This window comes from Streptococcus huangxiaojuni, from assembly GCF_040930515.1.
Lineage (GTDB): Bacteria > Bacillota > Bacilli > Lactobacillales > Streptococcaceae > Streptococcus > Streptococcus huangxiaojuni.
In genome coordinates this window covers 42766-60577 of record NZ_JBFQEG010000009.1, presented here as the reverse complement: position 1 = coordinate 60577, position 17812 = coordinate 42766, and the positions used below count along the sequence as shown (strand labels likewise).

Below are 17812 nucleotides of genomic sequence, written 5' to 3'. Positions count from 1 at the left end.
CATGCTAGTTGCTTAATTTTTTAGTGAATGACATATAGATCAAATTGAGCACTAAACCTATGACTGCAAGAGCGATAGCGACATAGAAAGCATTGCTGTAATCTCCTTGATTGGCAGCTGCCATCTGAACAGCAACACGCGGAGCAAAGAAAGCGGCTAAGGAGTAACCAGTAAAGACAATGCCATAGTTGACTCCTTGATTAGCAGGTCCGTAATTTTCCATTACAATAGATGGGAAAACGCCCATAACGCCGCCAAAACAGATACCTAGTCCAATAATTCCGACTGCAAATCCTCCTTGTCCGGAAAGGACTGTCAAAGCAAGCAGAGAGAGAGCGACAACCGTAAAGATGATCAGGAGCGTTTTTGCACGACCTATTTTATCTGAAACAGTTCCCCAGATAAAGCGGCCGCTGGAATTGCTGATTGAATAGAGACTGACGTAAAGAGCAGCAGTTGCTGCAGACAAGCCAAACATCGACTGGCCGATACTTGATGCCTGAGAAGCAATCATCAAACCAGAAAAAGCGCCGACAAAGAACATGGAGATAATGATATAAAAGAGCGGTGTTGCCAGCATTTGCTGCCAAGTTTTATTGACAGCAGCAGTACGCGACTGAGCAGGCGGATTCCAGCCTGCTGGTTTATAGCCTGCCGGTGCTGGTTTAATGAAGAAACTGGCTAAGACAACTACAATAATGTAAACCAAACCGATGATTCTAAAAGCGAATTTAGCATCATGGCTTTGAATCAGACTGTTGGCAATAGGTGAGACAATGACAGCAGCAAACCCCATGCCTCCGGTGATAATCCCTGAAGCCAGTCCTCGCCGGTCTGGAAAGAGGCGCAAGGTATTGCTGAGGCATCCTGAATAAGCAAATCCTTGTCCGAGTCCGGCCAGAAGACCGTAAGTCAGATAAAGCATAGCCGGACTTGTAACAAAACCTGTAAGGAAGAAACCCAGGGCAAAACAGCAGGCTCCCAGTGAAATCGTCCATTTGACATAGCCTTTGTCTGTCAGATAGCCTCCCAAAATCATGGGAATAGGTCCGATAGCAGAATTAATAGTGAAAGCCAACATAATCTGCGACATGGACCAGCCTGTCTGGGCGCTTAAAGGGCCGGCAAAAACACTAAAAGCATATACAGCTCCTGTACAAAGCAGAATCGCAGTGGAAGCCGTAATAACCTGCCATCGGTTAAGCGATTGTTCCATAATCCTAAATCCGTCCTTTCTTTAAATCGTTAAGATTCCGTATTTTCAGCTGTTATTTTAACAAGATTTCGAAACGATGTCAACGCTTACAAAAGTTTTTCTTTTCCTTATGTTTTCGCTTACAAAAAAAGCGGAATTATGGTATAGTAAAGACGGGAAAGCGCTATCATTATGTTTAGAAAAGAGGTCTTTTATGAAATTAGTTGCTATTGTTGGGACGAATTCGGCCCGGTCAACCAATCGAAAACTGCTGCACTTTATGGCCAAACATTTTGCCAATCAGGCAGAGATAGAAGTGCTGGAGATTAAGCAGTTTCCGGCCTTTAATGAACCCAAAGACAAGAAAGCTCCTGAGGCTGTAGCTGCCTTCAGTCAAAAAATCGCAGCTGCTGATGGGGTTATTATTGCAACTCCTGAGTACGATCACACCATCCCTGCGCCTTTGGCCAGTGCTCTAGAATGGATTGCTTATACCAGCCGAGTATTGATTAACAAACCTGTTATGATTGTCGGAGCATCTTTAGGAGCTTTGGGATCGTCTCGGGCTCAAGGGCATTTGCGTCAAATTTTAGATGCACCGGAGCTGAAAGCACGTATTATGCCAGGTTTGGAATTTCTTCTGGGGCATTCCGAACAAGTGCTGGATGATGACTGCAATTTGACCGATTCAGAAAAGGTGGCAGAATTAGAAGAACATTTTTCTGAATTTCAGGAATTTGTAGCTTTAACCAAACAATTGGTGAAACCAGCGGATACAGAACGCAAAAAACGTTTTGCCTGGGAAGCTGTAGAGTAGAAAGGAAGGAAGCAGAGACATGAAATTAATCGGAATTGTTGGGACAAATGCAGAGCAGTCTTATAATCGTCTTTTGCTGCAGTTCATGGCTAAGCATTTTGCTAATAAGGCAGAGATTGAGGTGCTGGAAATTGCAGATGTCCCCTTGTTTAATGAAACGGATGATCAAACCGATACCCCTCTGATTCAGCTGTTTAACAGCAAAATCAGTGAGGCTGACGGGGTCATTATTGCTACACCCGAGCATAATCACACGATTCCTTCCAGTTTAAATAGTTTATTGGAATGGCTGTCTTTTAATATCCATCCTTTCGACGGTAAACCCGTTATGATCGTCGGAGCTTCTTACGATATTCAAGGTTCATCACGTGCTCAGCTGCATTTGCGGCAGATCCTTGATGCTCCGGGGGTTAATGCAACAGTCATGCCGGGCAGTGAATTTTTACTGGGACGGGCTCATCATGCCTTTACGGAAGATGGCAGCCTTAAAGATGAAGGAACGGTTGACTTTCTTGATTCGTGTTTTTTCCGTTTCCTGCGTTTTGTTGATGTAGCTAATCAGCTTAATCTGCCAGAAGAAGTCCGCTTTGAGCCGGGAACATATCAGGTAACAACTGAAGGCCACAACGGAAAACTGCCCATGTCTGTTACTCTGTCTGAAGAAAAGATTGAGGCGATTGATATCGATTCATCAGGAGAATCTTCGGGTATCGCCGATATTGTTTTCACACGTATTCCTAATGAAATTCTTGAAGGACAAACCTTAAATGTCGATGCTGTATCTGGTGCGTCGGTCACTTCTAATGGTGTCTTAGATGGGGTTGCGCGTGCCATTAAACTGGCAGGTGCTAATCCAGATGTTTTGCGCAAACGCTCTAAAGCACCGTCCGCCCTTGATACACAGGATAAAGAGTACCAAACTGACATCGTTGTCGTTGGCGGCGGCGGCGCCGGCCTTGCTGCAACCGCTACTGTTTTACAGCAGGGACATGATGTTATTTTGGTCGAGAAATTTCCTGCCCTAGGCGGTAACACCGTACGTGCGGGAGGACCAATCAATGCTCCTTGGCCTGAATGGCAGAACACCTTCCCAGCAAATCCCGGTGAGGCTCATAATCTGCAGGAACTGCATGATGTAGATGAAGCAACTATTGATCCCGAGTTTTTAGATGATTTTCGGGCGCTGAAAGCAGAATTGGAAGCTTATCTCGAAGATCCTGCCTACCTCTTTGATTCTAAGCTCCTCTACCGTATTCAAACCTATATCGGCGGAAAACGCAAGGATCTTAATGGGAAAGAAATTCACGGGAATTATGATTTAATTAAAATTTTAACCGAACGGGCTTTAGAGTCTGTACAGTGGTTGGAAGATGTCGGTGTCGAATTTGACCGTGATGAAGTGACTATGCCTGTCGGTGCCCTATGGCGCCGGGGACATAAACCAAAGGTTCCAATGGGTTATGCCTTTATTTCGGTTTTAGGGGAGTATGTCAAGGAAAAAGGAGCAACTGTCCTGACTGACAGTCCGGTCAAGGAATTGATTGTTGAAGACGGACAGGTTAAAGGCGTGATTGCGACAGGACGCAACGGTCAAACAATCACGATTCATGCCAAGGCTGTTATCCTTGCCTCCGGCGGCTTCGGTGCCAATACTAAAATGCTGCAAAAGTATAATACCTACTGGACTAAGATTGATGATGATATCAAGACTTCAAATTCACCTGCTATTACGGGTGATGGTATTGTTTTGGGGCAAAGTGTCGGAGCAGACCTTGTCGGTATGGGCTTTACCCAGATGATGCCTGTATCTGATCCGGAAACAGGAGCACTCTTCTCAGGCCTTCAGGTTCCACCGGCCAATTTCGTGATGGTTAACAGCCAAGGCAAACGTTTTGTGGACGAATACGGCAGCAGGGATAAACTGTCGCAGGCTGCTATTGATAACGGCGGACTTTTCTATCTGATTGCTGACGAAAATATTAAAGGCACGGCCTATAATACCAGTGATGAAAAGATTGAAGCACAGGTTGCGGCTGGAACACTCTATCGGGCTGATAGCCTGGAAGAGCTGGCTGAGCAGATTGGGGTTGACCCTGCAGTTTTTGTTGAGACTATTACTAACTATAATTCGTATGTTGATGCTGGTTATGATCCGGAATTTAACAAAGGCGGTTTTGACTTTAAAGTTGAAAGAGCGCCGTTTTATGCAACACCGCGTAAACCGGCTGTTCATCATACAATGGGCGGTCTCAAAATTGATACCCAAACGCATGTTATCAATGAAGACGGCGGAGTGATTTCCGGTTTGTATGCTGCTGGAGAAGTTGCAGGCGGTCTGCATGCCGGCAATAGGTTGGGCGGCAATTCACTGACCGATATCTTCACATTTGGTCGTATTGCCGGTCAAACTGCAATAGCGGAGCATTGCTGATAAAAGCTGTGAGAAATATAAAAACAGCAGTTATCACTTATATATTAAAGAAAGCTGAACAGGCGGCGCCTGTCCAGTTTTCTTTTTTCCACAGCTCTGAGGCCGTGTTCAATTCAGCAAAATACAAAGCCCGTGAAAAACGCAAAAGGAAAATGACGGTAAGTCCGAAATCTTTGATTTCGCAGACGCACCTCTGCCAGGACGACTAGAAGGGTGCGGTTAGCTGTTAAGACGACAAAGCCTTCAGGCGTCTACGGCTAGCTAACTTGAAATCAATTCTAAACTTAGCCACATCTTTTTCCCGCGGCGCTTAGGCCGTGTTCAATTCATAACTGCCCTTTTTTGAAGACTTTTTATTTTGTTGGGAAATGAATTTGACAAGTCAGAAATAATATAATAAACTATAAATGGTTATAACCAGAACGGGGGGATGGGATGAAATCGTCGAAAAGTGAGCAGCCTCTTTATCTGCAGTTGGTTGACGCCTTGGAACTTGAAATAAGAGGGACAATGTCGCCTAACGACAAACTTCTTTCTGAACGGGAGCTTAGCGCAGCGCACGGTGTTAGCCGTATAACCGTGCGGCAGGCCCTTAAGGAATTGGAGACAAGGGGACTTATTTATAAGAAGCAAGGTAAGGGAACCTATGTTTCGGGTATAAAAACACCGCCTACAGATTTGGCGGCAGCCTACAGTTTTACCGAACATATGAAACAGCTGGGGAAAAAACCTCAGACAGATATCTTATCTTTTGAAAAAATGCAGGTGACGCCGTATCTGTCTAATTATTTAAATTTAGAAGAAGGCACAGACGTTTTTGAATTTGAACGGCTGAGAAAAGCCGACGGCAGTCCTCTGATGTTTGAGCGAACTTATGTTCCTTGCAGCGACTTTGCAACCTTGACAAAAAAATCATTGCTGAAGAAGCCCCTTTACGATATTTTTTCAGAAGATTACGGTCAGGCTGTTCGGCAGGCTGAGGAAGAATTCTATGCCAGTGTTGCCTTGGATTATGAGGCAAAACTTTTGGGAATCAAAAAGGGGGATCCCGTTTTGCATATGATTCGTAAAACATTCAATGATAAAAATAGGATTATTGAATTCACCTTCAGTATAGCACGCGCAGACCAGTTTCATTACCATATTACCCACTATCCTTCCCCTTAAAACCAAGGGCAGCCTGTCTTTGGTGGAGTCTTATAGCCAAAGCATTTTTAACCTCTCTTTGTTGTACGTTTTCTATCTAAAAATGACATGGCGGAGGAAGAAAAAATGTTTAACCTATCAGTAGAAGAACTTGAAAAACTTGGTGCAGAGATAACAGCCAGAGAAATTAAACAGCAGCCGGAAATATGGCAGGAAGCTTTTGAAAACTATTTCTCTAATAAGGAAGCGATTGCTGCTCTTTTAAACAGAGCTATTGCCTCAGCCAAGGGGAAACAGGTAAAAGTCATCTTTACCGGAGCTGGCAGCTCTGAATATGTGGGCAACAGTATCTTTGCGTATTTGCAGACCTATGGAGACAGAGACCGCTTTCTCTTTTCCAGTGTTGCCACAACAGATATCGTTTCTGTGCCGCATTATTATCTTTTTGAAGAAGATACGGTTATTTTGGTTTCATTTGCCCGCAGCGGCAATAGCCCAGAAAGTATAGGGGCTGTGGATTTAGCCGATCAGTTGGTGGGAAACTGTTATCACTTAACTGTTACCTGTGCACCTGACGGTGCTCTGGCCCAAAAGGCCAAGCAGGCAGACAATAATCTTTTGCTTTTGATGCCAAGCCGTTCTAATGACGATGGTTTTGCAATGACCGGCAGCTTCTCCTGTATGATGCTGACAGCTCTTCTTGTTTTTGATAAGCATACAGCAGACGAGGACAAGAAACGCTATGTCAGTATTATGGCTGAGCTTGCCAAAGATGTCATTGCGCGAGAGGACGAGCTGCAGGCAATTGTAGACCTTGATTTTAACCGTATTTGCTACATTGGTTCAGGCAGTTTAGCTGGTTTGACAAAAGAAGCGCGGCTGAAAATTCTGGAATTAACTGCCGGCAAAATTGCTACTATCTTTGATTCATCAATGGGATTCAGACATGGTCCCAAGGCCTTTGTTGATGAAAAAACATTAGTCATTGGATTTGTTAATAATGATCCTTATGTGCGCCAATATGATTTGGATGTTTTGGAGGAAGTTTATTCTGATCAAATTGCTGTTAAGACTTTGGCGGTTGAGCAAAGTGCCGACAGTCAATTCTCGGCAGATACCTTTTCTTTTGCACCGGCTGAACTTTTGCCTGATGCCTATCTGGCCTTTCCAATGATTGTTCTGGCCCAGACCATTGCTTTGCTGTCCTCTGTTAAGGTGAATAATTCGCCTGATACCCCATCAGCAACCGGTCAGGTTAATCGTGTTGTAAAGGGTGTCACGATTCATGAATTTGTCAAGTAAGGAGATAGCATCATGTCTAATGTCACACAAACCAAGCAAGCCTATCTTGAAAAACTGAGCCATGATGGGATTATTTCTGCCTTAGCATTTGACCAGCGAGGAGCTCTTAAACGTCTGATGAGCTCCTATCAAAGGGCAGAACCTTCAGCCGAGCAAATGAAAAATTTAAAAGCACTGGTTTCGAAGGAATTAACACCCTATACTTCAGCTATCTTGCTGGATCCGGAATACGGCCTGCCAGCCAGTAAGGTCCGCGATAAGCGTACCGGTCTGCTTTTGGCCTATGAAAAAACAGGTTATGATACAGCAACAACATTGCGCCTGCCGGACTGTCTGGACCAATGGTCGGTAAAGCGTTTAAAGGAGCAAGGTGCAGATGCGGTGAAATTTCTCCTTTACTATGATGCTGACGGCGATGAGGAAGTCAATTCTCAAAAACAGGCCTATATTGAGCGCATCGGTTCTGAGTGTAAAGCAGAAGATATCCCGTTTTTCCTTGAAATTTTGTCTTATGATGAAGGAATTGCTGACAGCGGAAGTGCAGCATTTGCTAAAATTAAGCCTCGTAAAGTTAACCAAGCTATGAAAATTTTCTCTGAAGCGCGTTTTGGTGCTGATATACTGAAAGTGGAAGTGCTGGTAAACATGAAATATGTTGAGGGATTTACAAACAATGATGTCGTTTACACCAAAGAAGAGGCTGCACAAGCTTTTCAGGAACAAGAAACCGTAAGCCGTTTGCCCTATATTTATCTAAGTGCCGGTGTATCAGCCGAGCTTTTCCAAGAAACACTTATCTTTGCTGCAGCATCCGGAGCCAAGTTCAGCGGAGTCCTTTGCGGGCGAGCAACATGGGCCGATTCAGTCCCTGTATATATTAAAGAGGGAGAAGCCGCTGCGCGTGAATGGCTGCAAACAGAAGGTGTCAAAAAAGTCATTGAGCTTAATAAAGTGCTGGAAAGAACAGCCTGTCCCTGGACAGCAAAAGGCAGATAAAAATAAAAAGGCCAAGCTGCCAGTAAAGCTATAAACAGCTGCCTTCTTATTTCTTGCCTGTTTGGAAAAGGATATAGCTCCGTCTGTGCAGTTGATTGGGCTCTTAAAAGTCACTAAGAGCAGCAGGTCTTATTATTTCAACTAAGAAAAGAAGGAGAGTGCGACAGTTGATTAGGGAGTTCTTATCCCTTGCCTGACAAGAGGTAAGAACTTCCAATCAAAAACCATATGTCTAAAAAATGAAAAGAGGCAGGACTTTTTGTCCTAGCCTCTTTTTAGTAGAAAAAAAATCTGTTTCAAATCCGGATAAAAGCACTTTATACTGATACTGGCCAAAACTTACAGCTAATCTGCTGAAGAAATTTCAAATTTATAGAATTGCCAGTGCTTATAGGTCTCGGTATACTCTAAGACACGATTATTTGTCTTGCTGAATGTTGTTTTGATTTGAAGGACAGCAGGTGCAGGGGCTGTTAGATTCAAATATTTCGCTGGCTCATCAGGTGCAGGAAAGGCAACCTCATTTGTTTCTGAAAAATTTTCTTCCAGCATGTGTATACCAAAATCATGTCGGAAGCGGCGGTAAATTGAGGCAAATTTCTCCAGAGGACTGCTGGGATTTAAAATATAATCGTGGGGCAGGTAGGATTGATGGTAGACGTAAGGGAGGGATTTATTATAGCGAACACGAATAATTTTATAGTAAAATTCACTCTTATGAAGTTTTAATTTATCAAGATAGTAGGGATCGTTCCCCTTTTCCATAGAAAGCACCTTGACAGAGTCATTAGATGTGGGGAAAAATTCTATATCAGAGAATTTAACCCGTTTTTCTTTGCGAGATCGTGAGACAAAGGTACCGACACCTTGCCGTCTGTCTAAGAAGCCTTCGTTTTCCAATTCCTTTAAAGCATGAATCACAGTAATAGAACTGACATGATATTTTTTAACAAGTTCTGCCTCAGTGTAAAATTTATCGCCGTATTCAAAGTCTCCGGCTATGATTTGTTTGCGCAAGTCATTTTGGATGTGTTTATATTTGGGCTCGTTTTGCTTGGTCATATCCTTTTGTATCCTTTAATTATCAATGGTTCTTATTTTACTAAACCTGGCTAAAAAAGACAAATAGAATTTTTAATTTTTTTGAAAAAATAACTTGATATAACCACTAAATAATGTTATTATACAAATAGGTAGAAAACGATTATAACAAGAGGTGGCGAAAATGCGGCGCTTTGATATAAGAGAAGAGTTTTATCTTGATGGAAAACCCATTAAAATCCTGTCTGGTGCGGTTCATTATTTTAGAATTCATCCTGACAGCTGGTATCATTCCTTGTATAATTTAAAGGCCTTAGGTTTTAATACTGTTGAAACTTATGTTCCTTGGAATTTGCATGAAGCCAGTGAAGGACAGTTCGATTTTGAAGGGATTCTGGATATTGAAGGCTTTTTACGGAGCGCACAGAACTTGGGTTTATACGCTATTATCAGGCCATCGCCTTATATTTGCGCGGAATGGGATTTTGGCGGTTTGCCGGCTTGGCTGCTGGAAAAAAATCTCAGAGTCCGTTCCTGTGACAGCGAATTTTTAAAATATGTCAGCCGTTATTATGATGTGCTCCTGCCCAAATTGGCCCGGCATCAGCTGGAGCAGGGCGGCAATATCTTAATGTTCCAAATTGAAAATGAATATGGATCTTATGGTGAAGATAAGGCCTATCTCCGTGCTTTGCGCCATCTGATGGACGAGAAAGGACTGACGGCACCCTACTTCACTTCGGATGGTCCTTGGCAGGCGACACTGAGGGCAGGGAGTCTCATTGAAGATGATATTCTTGTCACTGGCAATTTCGGCTCAAAAGCAAGGGAAAATTTTGCGAACATGCAAGCCTTTTTCCGTCAGCACAATAAAAAATGGCCGCTTATGTGCATGGAATTTTGGGATGGCTGGTTCAACCGCTGGCGGGAACCGATTATTAAACGTCAGCCTCAAGAAGCTGCGGATGCTGTTATCGACCTTGTCAAACGCGGCAGCATTAACCTTTATATGTTTCACGGTGGGACAAATTTTGGTTTTATGAACGGCTGTTCAGCACGAGGTCAAATTGATTTGCCTCAGATAACATCTTATGATTTTGATGCCATACTTGATGAAGCTGGCAACCCCACCCAGAAATTTTATGTACTGCAAGAACGGATGAAGCAGGTTTTTCCGGATTTATCTTATGCAAAGCCTCTGGTCAAACCAAGTATGGCCCTTGAAGCCATTCCTTTAAGTGCGAAAGTCAGTCTTTTTAATACGCTGGAAAATGTAAGCGGTTGCCAAGAAGCTTTTTACCCTAAAAATATGGAAGCATTAGGGCAAGAAACGGGCTATATTCTTTATCGAACCCGTCTGAAAAAAGATAAAGAAGAACCTGAAAAAATTCGCCTTATTGACGCCAGAGACCGTGCACAGCTCTTCCTGAATGGGGAACCTGCAGCTGTACAGTATCAGAATGAAATTGGCGAAGATATTTTCCTGAGGCTTGAAGAAGCAGACAATCAGCTTGATATTTTGGTTGAAAATATGGGACGGGTCAATTATGGGCATAAGCTGACGGCGCCTACTCAGAAAAAAGGCATCGGCAGAGGCGTGATGGCGGATTTACACTTTATTGGCGGCTGGAAGATGTACCCTCTAGCATTCAAAGATATTTCCAATATCGATTATAGCGCTGGTTGGCAAGAGCAGCAGCCAAGCTTTTATCGCTTTGATTTTAATTGTGAGGAACCTGAGGATACTTACCTCGATATGTCGGGATTTGGTAAAGGTGCTGCTTTTATCAACGGGCATTGTCTCGGCCGATTTTGGAATGTCGGTCCGACCCTGTCCCTCTATTTGCCTAAAGGTTTTTTGAACCGCGGGTCTAATACCGTCACACTTTTTGAGACTGAAGGTATTTATCAAGATCATTTACATTTAGCCGATAAACCAATTTTTAAAGAAGTTGAACACGGCCTAAAATCCTAGTGAAAAAGATGGCGTACACTATACTTTATACTATCAATGATTTGAAAAGCCAGTCGTAGCCGTCTGGGAGTGGGCCAGAACTTTTGTCAAGGATAAAAAGTTCGTTGTCCCACCCCCGCAAGGCCTAGTAGACATTTTAAAGCTTTGAAAAAGCGACTAAAATGTCACTAGACGACTAGCGTCTTGAAAAAGGCTGGAATTGATTTAAAAGTTAAAGCATTTGCCGCACCTTTCTAGCCGTTCTGGCAGGGGTACGCAGACGAAATCGAAGATTTCTGACTTACCGCCAGCCGTAAACGTCTGAAAGCTTTGTCGTCTTAACAGTCGACCGCACCTTTCTAGCCGTTCTGGCAGGGGTGCGCAGACGAAATCGAAGATTTCTGGCTTACCGCCATTTTCATACGGATTTTTCAACGGCCTTTGTATCTTGTCAGAACTGAACACGGCCTAAACGCTGCGGGAAAAAGATGTCCTGACTTAGAATCTGGCGATTCGTCAGTCAGTCCCCTATTTTCCTTTTGCGTTTTTCACGGCCTTTGTATCTTGTGAATTGAACACGGCCTAAGAGCTGTGCAAAAAAGACAGCCTGTCCTAGAGCCTTGAGGCTCTTCGTCCAGTCTCCTATTTTTGCTTTGCTCTTTTCACGGCCTTTGTATCTTGTCAGAACTGAACACGGCCTAAACGCTGCGGGAAAAAGATGTCCTGACTTAGAATCTGGCGATTCGTCAGTCAGTCCCCTATTTTCCTTTTGCGTTTTTCACGGCCTTTGTATCTTGTGAATTGAACACGCCCTAAGCTCTTTGCAAAAAAGATAAAACTTCCTAGAAACTGAAGTTTCTTCGTCAGTTTTCCTATTTTTGCTGTGAGCTTTTAACGGGCTTTGTATCTTGTTTTTAATAAAAGGAGAAATATGATGACTATTGCAGCTGCACGTATTGATGGACGGTTGATTCATGGACAAGTTGCTAATCTTTGGACAACAAAGTTAAATATCAGCCGTATTATGGTAGTTGATGATGAAGTGGTTAACAGTGATTTAGAAAAAACCGCATTGAAATTGGCAACTCCGGCGGGAGTGAAATTATCTGTGCTGACCATCGAAAAGGCTGCCAATAATATTTTAGCCGGACGATATGGTTCTCAGCGCCTGATGATTGTGGCTCGTAAGCCCGATCGCTTCTTGGGCTTGATTGAAAGAGGAGTAACTATCCCAGAACTCAATGTCGGAAATATGTCTCAAACTAAAGAGACGCGTTCGGTTACACGTTCTATTAATGTTGTTGATGCAGATATTGCTGCTTTTGATGCTATAAAGGCCAGAGGAACGAAACTCATTGCACAAATGGTTCCTGGTGATTCACCTGCAGATTTTATGCCTTTATTGGATAAAGTAAGATAAAGCCTATCGGTCGACATTTTAAAATATGAGGAGGAAAACATCATGATTCAATGGTGGCAAATTCTACTACTGACTTTGTATTCAGCTTATCAAATTTGTGATGAGCTGACGATTAATACGTCTGCAGGTTCACCTGTATTTGCCGGATTTATCGCCGGTATTATCATGGGAGACCTCGAAACGGGTCTTTGGATCGGGGGAAGTTTGCAGCTTATGGTGCTTGGTGTTGGGACTTTCGGTGGTGCTTCCCGCATTGATGCGACCTCTGGTGCAGTTCTGGCGACAGCTTTTTCTGTTGCTCAGGGCATCAAACCGGAATTGGCTATTTCTACGATTGCTGTGCCGGTAGCAGCGCTGATGGTCTACACGGACATCCTTGGCCGTTTTTCTACGACGTATTTTGCTCATCGTATCGATAAGCATGTTGAGAATTTCAACTATGCAGCCATTGAGCGCAACTACCTTTACGGTGCTATTCCATGGGCTTTATCGCGTGCCTTACCGGTATTTCTTGCTCTGGCCCTTGGCGGAGGTGCAGTCGATGCTATTGTACAAGGGATTTCTAATGTCCAATGGCTGGCTGATGGCCTGACACTTGCAGGGAAGATGCTTCCTGGTCTTGGATTTGCTATTTTGCTTCATTATCTGCCTGTTAAGCGCAATATTCATTATTTGGCCCTCGGTTTTGCCATCACAGCTATGATGACGACAGTTTTTGGCGGTTTATCATCACTTGGCGGCGCGGTTGCAGGCCTTGTTAAAGATTTTGATGCCAGCTCATTCAGTAATGGTCTTCCTATGATTGGCATTGCCATTATTGGCGCAGCTTTGGCAACAATCCATTATAAAAACGGTCAGAATGTGACAATTACCGAAGTAAAACCGGATCTTTCAGAAAGCGGGGAAATTGAAGATGACGAAATCTAATTATAAACTGACTAAAGAAGATTTTAAACAAATCAATAAACGCAGTTTGTTCACTTTTCAATTAGGCTGGAATTATGAACGGATGCAAGGCTCAAGCTATCTCTATATTATCCTGCCTCAGCTTCGGAAGATGTACAAAGATGGGACCCCTGAGCTGAAAGAAATGATGAAAACACATACTCAGTTTTTTAATACCTCAAACTTTTTTCATACTATTATCACAGGGATCGATTTGGCACTTGAAGAAAACGAAGGAATAGCGGCCAAAGATGCTGTTAATGGTGTTAAAGCCGGTTTGATGGGGCCTTTTGCACCAATTGGGGATTCTGTATTTGCTTCACTTGTTCCGGCGATTATGGGTTCTATTGCTGCTTCCCTGGCAATGAACGGCAATCCTTTAGGTGTTTTCTTATGGGTAGGGGTAACTTTTTTAATCAATATCTTCCGCTGGAAACAACTAGAGATTGCTTACCGTGAAGGAACAAAGCTGGTAACAACCATGCGTGATAAATTAACAGCACTGGTTGAGGCAGCTTCGGTTATGGGTGTTTTTATGGTCGGCGCTCTGATTGCCACAATGATTAATTTCCAATTTACTGCGGCTCCTTCAATCGGGGACAAGGTGATTGATGTTCAGGGTCTTTTTGATCAAATCTTCCCGCGTCTTGTCCCTGCGCTCTTTACTGGTGCAGTCTTCTGGCTGCTTGGACGTAAAGGTATGACATCAACAAAAGCTATTTTAATCATCATTTTCTTTGCGCTTGTGATGGCATACTTTGGTATTCTTGGTGTTTAGTAGGTAAATGTTTATGGCAAAGGATTTAATTTTAGTCAGTCACGGCGCTTTTTGTGAAGAACTAAAGAAAAGCGTTGAAATGATTATGGGACCGCAGGAAAAGATTCATGCTGTTGGATTATATGAATGGGAGGGGGCAGAAGAATTTAAGGATAAATTTTTAGAAATAGCTGAGAGTTTGGACAATTATATTGTTCTTGCTGATTTGATGGGCGGAACTCCCTGCAATGTGCTGTCCCGTCTCTTGATGGAGGGCCATCAATTTGAACTCTATGCCGGCATGAATATGCCTATGGTTATTGGTTTTCTGAATGGCCAACTGGTCGGTGAAGATGTGAATCTTGTGGAGTTTGCAAGAGAGAATACTCTGTGTGTTAATGATTTGCTTCTTTCACTTGATAAGGAAGAAGAGGATTGATCTTCTTTCAAATTTTATCCCAAAAAGTAACCAAAATGGTTGCTTTTTTGGTATGTACCATTTATGATAGAATTTAAAGGGTGTATACTAGAAATGACGAATCGGAGGATTTTATAATGACAACCTTTCTCAAAGCAGATTTATTTTATTACCCGGAAGAAATAAAAACCGGTGGTTATTTAGAAATCAATGATGGTGTTTTTGGCCAGTGGCAGCCTGCTCTCCCTGAGGGTGCGGATGTGATTGATTATTCAGGTTATCGAATTGCTCCCGGGCTTGTGGACACCCACATTCATGGTTATGGCGGCCACGATGTTATGGATAACTCGGCTGAAGGCATCAAAATTATAAGTCAAAGGCTCTTGTCAACAGGTGTCACTTCTTTTCTTCCAACGACTTTGACCTCATCGTTCGAACGACTGAGGGATGTGTCTGAGACAGTGGCATCGGCAGCTCCTGAAGTGACGGGCGCAAAAATCCGCGGTATTTATTTTGAGGGCCCTTATTTTACAGAAAAATATAAGGGGGCTCAAAACCCATCTTATATGAAAGATCCCAGCCTCGAAGAATTTGCGGCATGGCAGGAGGCAGCCGGCGGGCTTATTAAGAAAATTGCCATAGCCCCGGAACGCAAAGGTGCTGCGAACTTTGTCTCTGCTTTGACTGCTCAGGGTGTGACAGTAGCTCTTGGCCATTCCAATGCAACTTATAAAGAAGCAAAAACAGCCGTGGAGGCCGGTGCTTCAGTCTGGGTGCATGCCTATAACGGAATGCGCGGACTTAATCACCGTGAACCTGGTATGGTAGGTGCAGTTTACAACATTCCAAATACTTATGCGGAGTTAATTTGTGATGGACAGCATGTGTCACCTGTAGCCTGTGATATTTTAATGCAGCAAAAAACACACAACCGCATCGCCTTGATTACAGACTGCATGAGTGCTGGCGGCTGTGCAGACGGTGATTATAGGCTCGGTGAATTTGCGGTGACCGTGTCTGACGGGACAGCACGCCTGAAGGACAGCGGCAGTCTGGCCGGTTCGATTTTAAAACTGAAAGATGGTTTGAAAAATGTCGTCGACTGGGGACTTGCGACAGCAGAAGAAGCTGTTAAGATGGCCAGTTTTGTTCCTGCTGTTTCAGTGGGGATTGATGATGTTTGCGGTCAAATTAAGGAAGGCCTTGCGGCTGACTTTATTGTTTTAGATCAGGAGCTGAACTTAGCAGCGACTTATCTGGATGGCAAAAAAGTTTATCAGGCTTAGTTTGCCGACATGGCAAAAGAAATACCGTATTTTCAAAGAAAAAATCAGCTAAACAGACATACTAGAGCTTGGTATCTGCTGTATCAATTAAGAAGCAGAAGTTTTCAGTAAAGCCTTACCTTAGATAAGATTAAGACATGCTAGGAACAAGCTTTTATATTTTCTTTCAGACAGCAAATCTTTCGGAGTTGAAATGGATGAAACTCCGAAAGATTTGCTGTAAATCATTTGAATCCAAATATTTTAAATAAGCATGGCTGCATGTAATTTATTCCGGTCTATAAATATACTGTCATTTTTAGATTTATATAAAAAATTACTTACATCAATGTAGTAATATGCTATACTATATATAAAAGATTATAATTAGATTATAATATTTGATTTTTTAACAATATTAACATTATATTTTCAGCAGCTACTTGCTTAGTTAGCTTGTCAATCTAGGAGGTTTGTTTGAAAAATGAAAAAAATGGCAATATTCAATATGTATTTCTTCATACCGTTTGTATTTATCATGGCTTTCTTTTCTTTAGGAGGGACAGTTCAGGCTTCTGATGTCAGCAACAATATCACTTCTTTGACAGTATCGCCAGCCGAAATCAATGATGGCGGAAAAACAAAGGTCAGATTTACTTTTGATGAACATTCTCAAAAAATAAATTCAGGCGATACTATCAACGTAACATGGCAAAATTCTGGAACAGTTTATGGTTCAGGCTTTAGCAAGACAGTTAGGCTGACTATCCAAGAAACATATGTTGGCGATCTGGTTATCAGTGATGGTCAGGCGACTGTTACTTTTAATGAGGGTGTCAGTGGTTTGCAAAATATTACTGGCTGGGGTGAATTTGAAATCCAAGGCCGCAACTTAACACAAACCAGCGATGAACATTCTGGTTCTTTTACTCTCTCGAGCGGTGGAGAAACAACCAGTGTAACAGTGAAAAAAGGGGCATCAGGGGTCGGCAGTGTTTTCTATTATAAGACTGGAGATATGCAGCCAAATGACACAGAACATGTCCGCTGGTTTCTTAATATAAATAACGACAATGTTTATGCTGCTGATGATGTTCGAATTGAAGATCAGATTCAATCAGGTCAAACTCTTGATATGGATAGTTTTTATATTACAGTAACCGGATTACAGAATGCAGTGTATTCTGGTTCAGATGCTCTGAACGATTTTTCTAATGATTTTACTGGTGCCGTTATTTCCGCTGATGCTGCAACTGGTACAATAACTGTTGCTATTCCAAGCGGTTGGGTTTCTTTGAATAGCATCAGTATTATGTATTTGACCAAGGTGGATAATCCTGAACAGAGGTTTTTTGAAAATCATAGTAAAGCTTGGTATAAGGAAAATGGGAAAGACGCCGTTAGCGGTGAATCATTTAACTATACAGTAGCCAATGTAGCAGCTGATGGGGGAGCTGATGGCGATAAACTTACAAGTGTTACATCAGCAGAAACAACAATAACAGAAGCACCGACAGTAACAACAGAAACCCCTACTACTACCGCAGCGTCAACAACAGAAAGTGTGACAACTACAGTTGCTCCAACTAGCACGACCACAACGATAGAAAGTCCAACGACAACAGCGGTAACTTCAACAACAACTACCGTTAGGGGAAATCCAACAACTTCTATTACGGGAATATCGAGCAGTACGACTACAACTACTACCACAACAACCACCTCAACTTCTCCTGCTGGCAGCCAAGAATCGGGCACTAGCACAATGCCTGCCCCAAATACAAGTACAAGTTCAGATAAAGGCGGCAAGGGGAAGAAAAAACTGCCAAGCACAGGTGAGCAGGAAAATACAGTTGTTATTTTAGCAGGTGTTACTGTACTTTCCGTAGCAGGATTGTTCTTGGTCAACCGTAAAAAAGAAGCCTAAAATAAGAGAAAACAACAGTTAAAGTATCTAATGAAGAATCTGAGTCAAAAACTCAGATCCTTCTTCATTTATGCGACTTTAGTCCGTTTCGCTCCGTAGGTGCGAAACAATAAACCACCCGCTATGCGGGTGCGCATCGGATGTTATACAAAAAATCTCCAAACGCGTTACAATAAAGGTGTTCAAGCTTATTGTAAA

Annotated in this window: 14 protein-coding genes; 12 read left to right on the top strand and 2 right to left on the bottom strand. The window is 42.7% G+C overall.

What is annotated here, in order from left to right:
• Positions 1 to 4 precede the first annotated feature (4 nt).
• Positions 5 to 1216 (bottom strand): L-lactate MFS transporter, encoded by a 1212-nt coding sequence (locus AB3329_RS06615; protein ID WP_368395003.1) that lies wholly within the window; start codon positions 1214 to 1216, stop codon positions 5 to 7.
• A 193-nt stretch (positions 1217 to 1409) separates the two neighbouring features.
• On the opposite strand from AB3329_RS06615, the gene AB3329_RS06610 reads away from it, so the two are divergent.
• The 5 genes from AB3329_RS06610 (at position 1410) to lacD (ending at position 7887) form a co-directional block, all read left to right on the top strand.
• On the top strand, positions 1410 to 2012 hold the full coding sequence (locus AB3329_RS06610; protein WP_368395002.1) for an NADPH-dependent FMN reductase: 603 nt from the start codon (positions 1410 to 1412) through the stop codon (positions 2010 to 2012).
• Positions 2013 to 2031: 19 nt separating this feature from the next.
• Positions 2032 to 4443 carry a flavocytochrome c gene (locus tag AB3329_RS06605; RefSeq protein ID WP_368395001.1) on the top strand — a complete coding sequence of 804 codons (2412 nt, stop codon included), beginning with the start codon at positions 2032 to 2034 and terminating at the stop codon, positions 4441 to 4443.
• 435 nt (positions 4444 to 4878) lie between these two features.
• Complete coding sequence (locus tag AB3329_RS06600) at positions 4879 to 5610, top strand: GntR family transcriptional regulator (protein WP_368394999.1); 732 nt, start codon at positions 4879 to 4881, stop codon at positions 5608 to 5610.
• 105 nt (positions 5611 to 5715) lie between these two features.
• Positions 5716 to 6891, top strand: coding sequence for an SIS domain-containing protein (locus tag AB3329_RS06595; RefSeq protein WP_368394997.1), 1176 nt, complete (start codon positions 5716 to 5718; stop codon positions 6889 to 6891).
• Positions 6892 to 6903: 12 nt separating this feature from the next.
• A complete protein-coding gene (gene lacD, locus AB3329_RS06590; protein WP_368394996.1) occupies positions 6904 to 7887 on the top strand; it encodes a tagatose-bisphosphate aldolase in 984 nt (327 codons plus the stop codon).
• A 345-nt stretch (positions 7888 to 8232) separates the two neighbouring features.
• Here lacD and AB3329_RS06585 read toward each other — a convergent pair whose 3' ends face one another.
• Complete coding sequence (locus AB3329_RS06585) at positions 8233 to 8949, bottom strand: GntR family transcriptional regulator (protein WP_368394995.1); 717 nt, start codon at positions 8947 to 8949, stop codon at positions 8233 to 8235.
• 163 nt (positions 8950 to 9112) lie between these two features.
• Here AB3329_RS06585 and AB3329_RS06580 point away from each other — a divergent pair, with 163 nt between their 5' ends.
• From AB3329_RS06580 to AB3329_RS06550, 7 genes are all read left to right on the top strand, one after another.
• The gene (locus tag AB3329_RS06580) at positions 9113 to 10903 is read left to right on the top strand and encodes a glycoside hydrolase family 35 protein (protein ID WP_368394993.1); all 1791 of its coding nucleotides are present in this window, start codon (positions 9113 to 9115) and stop codon (positions 10901 to 10903) included.
• A gap of 913 nt (positions 10904 to 11816) precedes the next feature.
• Positions 11817 to 12302 carry a PTS sugar transporter subunit IIB gene (locus AB3329_RS06575; RefSeq protein WP_368395020.1) on the top strand — a complete coding sequence of 162 codons (486 nt, stop codon included), beginning with the start codon at positions 11817 to 11819 and terminating at the stop codon, positions 12300 to 12302.
• A 42-nt stretch (positions 12303 to 12344) separates the two neighbouring features.
• The gene (locus AB3329_RS06570) at positions 12345 to 13229 is read left to right on the top strand and encodes a PTS mannose/fructose/sorbose/N-acetylgalactosamine transporter subunit IIC (protein ID WP_368394992.1); all 885 of its coding nucleotides are present in this window, start codon (positions 12345 to 12347) and stop codon (positions 13227 to 13229) included.
• Entirely contained in the window at positions 13216 to 14025 is an 810-nt protein-coding gene (locus AB3329_RS06565) for a PTS system mannose/fructose/sorbose family transporter subunit IID (RefSeq protein ID WP_368394991.1), read from the top strand. The genes AB3329_RS06570 and AB3329_RS06565 overlap by 14 nt, the downstream gene beginning before the upstream one ends.
• Before the next feature lie 13 nt (positions 14026 to 14038).
• Positions 14039 to 14443, top strand: a complete 405-nt coding sequence (locus AB3329_RS06560) for a PTS sugar transporter subunit IIA (protein WP_368394989.1) — start codon at positions 14039 to 14041, stop codon at positions 14441 to 14443.
• Between the two features lie 116 nt (positions 14444 to 14559).
• The gene (gene nagA / locus AB3329_RS06555; RefSeq protein ID WP_368394988.1) at positions 14560 to 15708 is read left to right on the top strand and encodes an N-acetylglucosamine-6-phosphate deacetylase; all 1149 of its coding nucleotides are present in this window, start codon (positions 14560 to 14562) and stop codon (positions 15706 to 15708) included.
• A 463-nt stretch (positions 15709 to 16171) separates the two neighbouring features.
• Positions 16172 to 17614, top strand: coding sequence for a collagen binding domain-containing protein (locus AB3329_RS06550; protein WP_368394986.1), 1443 nt, complete (start codon positions 16172 to 16174; stop codon positions 17612 to 17614).
• Positions 17615 to 17812 lie beyond the last annotated feature (198 nt).